Origin of the sequence: Azonexus sp. (assembly GCF_036170495.1) — a bacterium.
Lineage (GTDB): Bacteria > Pseudomonadota > Gammaproteobacteria > Burkholderiales > Rhodocyclaceae > Azonexus.
Genome location: NZ_JAVHPH010000210.1, coordinates 1 through 3,784, shown reverse-complemented (window position 1 = coordinate 3,784; position 3,784 = coordinate 1). Strand labels below are relative to the sequence as shown.

The window sequence follows — 3,784 nt, the reverse complement described above, 5'->3', positions numbered from 1 at the left end:
ACCGGCGAATGCACCGTCCGCGTCTCGCCCTTCCAGATGCGCATTTCGCCATTGATCAGGATGGCCCGCTGGTGGATCGGCGCGAGGATGCGACAGTCGCCGGGAATGTCGCTTTCGCGTGGGAACAGTGCGGCCAGCTGCTCGGCGGTTTTCATCGGCTAATAGCGGTTCGGATTGTTCGGACGCGAGTCCTGGCGATCCGGGACGCCGTCGCGGTCACGGTCATGGCTGCGATTCGGTTGGCCATCGCGATCCCCGCGGTGTCCGCCATCCCGGTAAGGGTCATAGACTACGCAGCCGGATAACAGGCTGGCGACGGCAATCAACAAGACGACAAGTCTTTTCATGGGGTTACCTCACGGGGTTTCGAGTTGGACGAACAGGGTGATCGGAGCGTTCAATAGTTTTGATACCGGGCATTCATGTTTTGCGATATTGGCGACGCGTTCCAGATCGGCTTGTGTGGCGCGCGGCACTTGGGCTATCAGGTCGAGATGAATGGGGCGGTGATCGAGAATGCGCCGTCGACTTTGTCAAATGTCACGGCAGCCTCGGTTTGCAGGCTATCCGGGGTCATCCCTTCCTTCTCCAGTTGGGCTGCCAGGGCCATGCTGAAACAGCCGGCGTGAGCGGCGGCGATCAGTTCCTCCGGATTGGTGCCGGGGCCTTCCTCGAAGCGCTCCTTGAAGCCGTATTGGGCCTTGGCCAATATTCCGCTTTGCGTCGAAATGGTCCCGGCGCCTTTCTGGAGGCCGCCGGTCCAGGCAGCTGATGCAGTTCGTTTCATGGCAGTTCCTCGATGGCCGGTCAGTTGGTCATGATGTTCCGGCCGGGTGGGGTGTTCTGTTCGCCAACGCACACAACCTGAATTCCCTGGTGTTTATGTTGGCTGGCGCACGGAATGATTTGCCCAGCGAATACATAGTCATGGCTGTCGAGAATTGCGTCCCGAGAGAAGCTATTACATGGAATTCAAGGACTACTACAAGATCATGGGGGTGGCGCGCGACGCAACCCAGGACGAGATCAAGCGCGCCTATCGGCAACTGGCGCGCAAATACCACCCGGACGTCAGCAAGGATCCGGAGGCCGAGGCGCGTTTCAAGGAACTCGGCGAGGCCAACGCCGTGCTCAAGGATATCGAAAAGCGCGCCGCCTACGACCGCCTGGGTGCCAACTGGCAGGCCGGGCAGGATTTCCGGCCGCCACCGGACTGGAACGCCGGTTTCGAGTTTTCCGGTGATGGCGCGAACGGCAAGGGCGCCGAGGACTTCAGCGACTTTTTCGAATCCCTGTATGGCCGCGGTTTTGCCGGTGCAAGCCGGGGCCAGCGAGAGTTTCATGCCCGCGGCGAGGATCGTCACGCCCAGGTCATGATCGATCTGGCGGACGCCTACAGCGGTGCTACCCGGATCATCACGCTCGGCACGCCCGAGGTGGATGCCAACGACCGGGTGACGATGCGCTCGCATCAGCTCAATGTCACCATTCCGCGTGGGGTTCGTGCCGGGCAGCACATTCGCCTGGCGGGGCAGGGCGCACCGGGCATCGGCCAGGGCAAGGCCGGCGATCTCTATCTCGAGGTGGCTTTCAATCCGCATGCCCATTTCCGGGTCGAGCAGCGCGATGTCTTTCTCGATCTGCCGCTGGCGCCATGGGAAGCGGCCCTGGGGGCGACGGTCAGCGTGCCGACGCCGAATGCCACGGTCGACCTGAAAATTCCGCCAAATTCGAAATCCGGCAGCAAGCTGCGGCTCAAGGGCAAAGGCATTCCGGGCAATACGCCGGGCGATTTTTACGTGGTCTTGCAGGTGGTTTTGCCGACGGCTGAAAGCGAAGCCGACCAGGCTTTTTACGCCAGCATGGCCGAGCAGTTCAAATCCTTCAGGCCGCGTTCCAGGCTGGGAGTGTAAGCATGGAAAATGACAAGGACAGCGACAAAATGTTGCCGCAACCGAGCGCGATCATTCTCGAAGAACAAACCGACCTGACCATCAGCGAAGTCTGTCAGGCCTGTGCCGTGCGGGTTGAAACCATCGTCGAACTGGTCGACGAAGGCGTTTTGTCACCGATTGGCCGAGAGCCGCATCGCTGGCGCTTCACCGGCACCCACCTGCGGCGGGCCACGGTGGCCGTCCGGCTGCAACGCGATCTCGGCGTCAATCTGGCCGGCGCCGCGTTGGCCCTGCAACTACTCGACGAACTCGAAGCGCTGCAAGCCCGTCTACGCAAGGCAGGCGCCCAATGAACACGATCAAGGATAAGCAAATGCTGACCACCCACATGCCGCTGGCGGCCGACGAACTCAACCAGATGAACGCCTGGTGGCGCGCCGCCAATTACCTGTCGGTCGGCCAGATCTACCTGCTCGACAACCCGCTGCTCAAAACGCCGCTCAGCCTGACCGACATCAAGCCGCGCCTGCTCGGCCACTGGGGTACGACGCCGGGTTTGAACTTCATTTACGTGCACATGAACCGGGCGATCAAACAGCACGACCTCGACATGATCTTCATCGCCGGCCCCGGTCACGGTGGCCCCGGCGTGGTGGCGAATACCTGGCTGGAGGGCAGCTACAGCGAGTTTTACCAGGACATCTCGCAAGACGAGGAGGGCATGCGCCGGTTGTTCAAGCAGTTTTCCTTCCCCGGCGGCATTCCCAGCCACGCCTCGCCGGATACGCCGGGCTCGATCCACGAAGGCGGCGAACTCGGTTATGCCTTGTTCCATGCCTATGGCGCCGTGTTCGATAATCCGCACCTGATCACCTGCTGCGTCGTCGGCGATGGCGAGGCGGAAACCGGGCCGCTGGCGACTTCCTGGCATTCCAACAAATTCCTCAATCCGCGCACCGATGGCGCCGTGCTGCCCATCCTCCACCTCAACGGTTACAAGATCGCCAACCCGACCATCCTGGCGCGGATCAGCCACAGCGAGCTGGAATGCCTGTTCGTCGGCTACGGCTACCAGCCGATTTTTGTCGAGGGCGATGACCCGGAAACCATGCACCAGTTGATGGCGGCTGCGGTTGACACGGCCATGGCCAGCATTTCCGCCATTCAGCGCAAGGCGCGCGAAGGCGGCGATGAGAGCCGTCCGCGCTGGCCGATGATCATCCTGCGTTCGCCCAAGGGCTGGACCGGGCCGAAAAAGGTCGATGGCAAGCAGAGCGAAGGTTCGTGGCGTTCGCACCAGGTCCCGTTCAGCGACATGGACAAGCCGGAACACGTGCAGTTGCTGGGCGAATGGATGGCGTCCTACAAGCCGGCCGAACTGTTCGATAACGGTGGCCGGCTGATGCCCGAGATCGCCGCGTTGGCCCCACTCGGCCAGCGGCGCATGGGCGCCAACCTGCACGCCAACGGCGGCGCCCTGCTGCGCGACCTGCGTCTGCCGGACTATCGCGATTACGCCGTGGCAGTGCCGACGCCGGGCGGCTCGGTGGCCGAGGCAACGCGCGCCATGGGCGTATTCCTGCGCGATGTGATACGTCAGAACCCCGACAATTTCCGCGTTTTCGGCCCGGATGAAACGGCTTCCAACCGTCTCGGCGCGCTGTTTGAGGTCACCAACCGGACCTGGATGGCCGAACATTTCGAAGGCGACGACCATCTGGCGCCGGATGGCCGGGTCATGGAAGTGCTCTCCGAGCACGCCTGTCAGGGCTGGCTCGAAGGCTACCTGCTGACCGGCCGGCACGGCCTGTTCTCGTGCTACGAAGCCTTCATTCACATCGTCGATTCGATGTTCAACCAGCACGCCAAGTGGCTCAAGATGTGCGGCG

Annotated in this window: 5 protein-coding genes; 3 read left to right on the top strand and 2 right to left on the bottom strand. The window is 62.2% G+C overall.

Annotation, left to right across the window (positions count from 1 at the left end):
• Nucleotides 1–158 precede the first annotated feature (158 nt).
• The gene (locus ADADOO_RS07190; protein WP_511276254.1) at nt 159–347 is read right to left on the bottom strand and encodes a hypothetical protein; all 189 of its coding nucleotides are present in this window, start codon (nt 345–347) and stop codon (nt 159–161) included.
• Nucleotides 348–484: 137 nt separating this feature from the next.
• A complete protein-coding gene (locus ADADOO_RS07185) occupies nt 485–787 on the bottom strand; it encodes an OsmC family peroxiredoxin (RefSeq protein ID WP_511276252.1) in 303 nt (100 codons plus the stop codon).
• A gap of 178 nt (nt 788–965) precedes the next feature.
• Between ADADOO_RS07185 and ADADOO_RS07180 the strand changes: the two genes are divergently transcribed.
• The 3 genes from ADADOO_RS07180 to ADADOO_RS07170 all read left to right on the top strand — a co-directional run.
• Entirely contained in the window at nt 966–1,913 is a 948-nt protein-coding gene (locus tag ADADOO_RS07180; protein WP_511276250.1) for a DnaJ C-terminal domain-containing protein, read from the top strand.
• A 2-nt stretch (nt 1,914–1,915) separates the two neighbouring features.
• Complete coding sequence (locus ADADOO_RS07175) at nt 1,916–2,248, top strand: chaperone modulator CbpM (protein ID WP_511276248.1); 333 nt, start codon at nt 1,916–1,918, stop codon at nt 2,246–2,248.
• A 20-nt stretch (nt 2,249–2,268) separates the two neighbouring features.
• Nucleotides 2,269–3,784, top strand: a 1,516-nt coding sequence (locus ADADOO_RS07170; protein ID WP_511276247.1) for a phosphoketolase family protein, incomplete at its 3' end; no start/stop codon positions are given.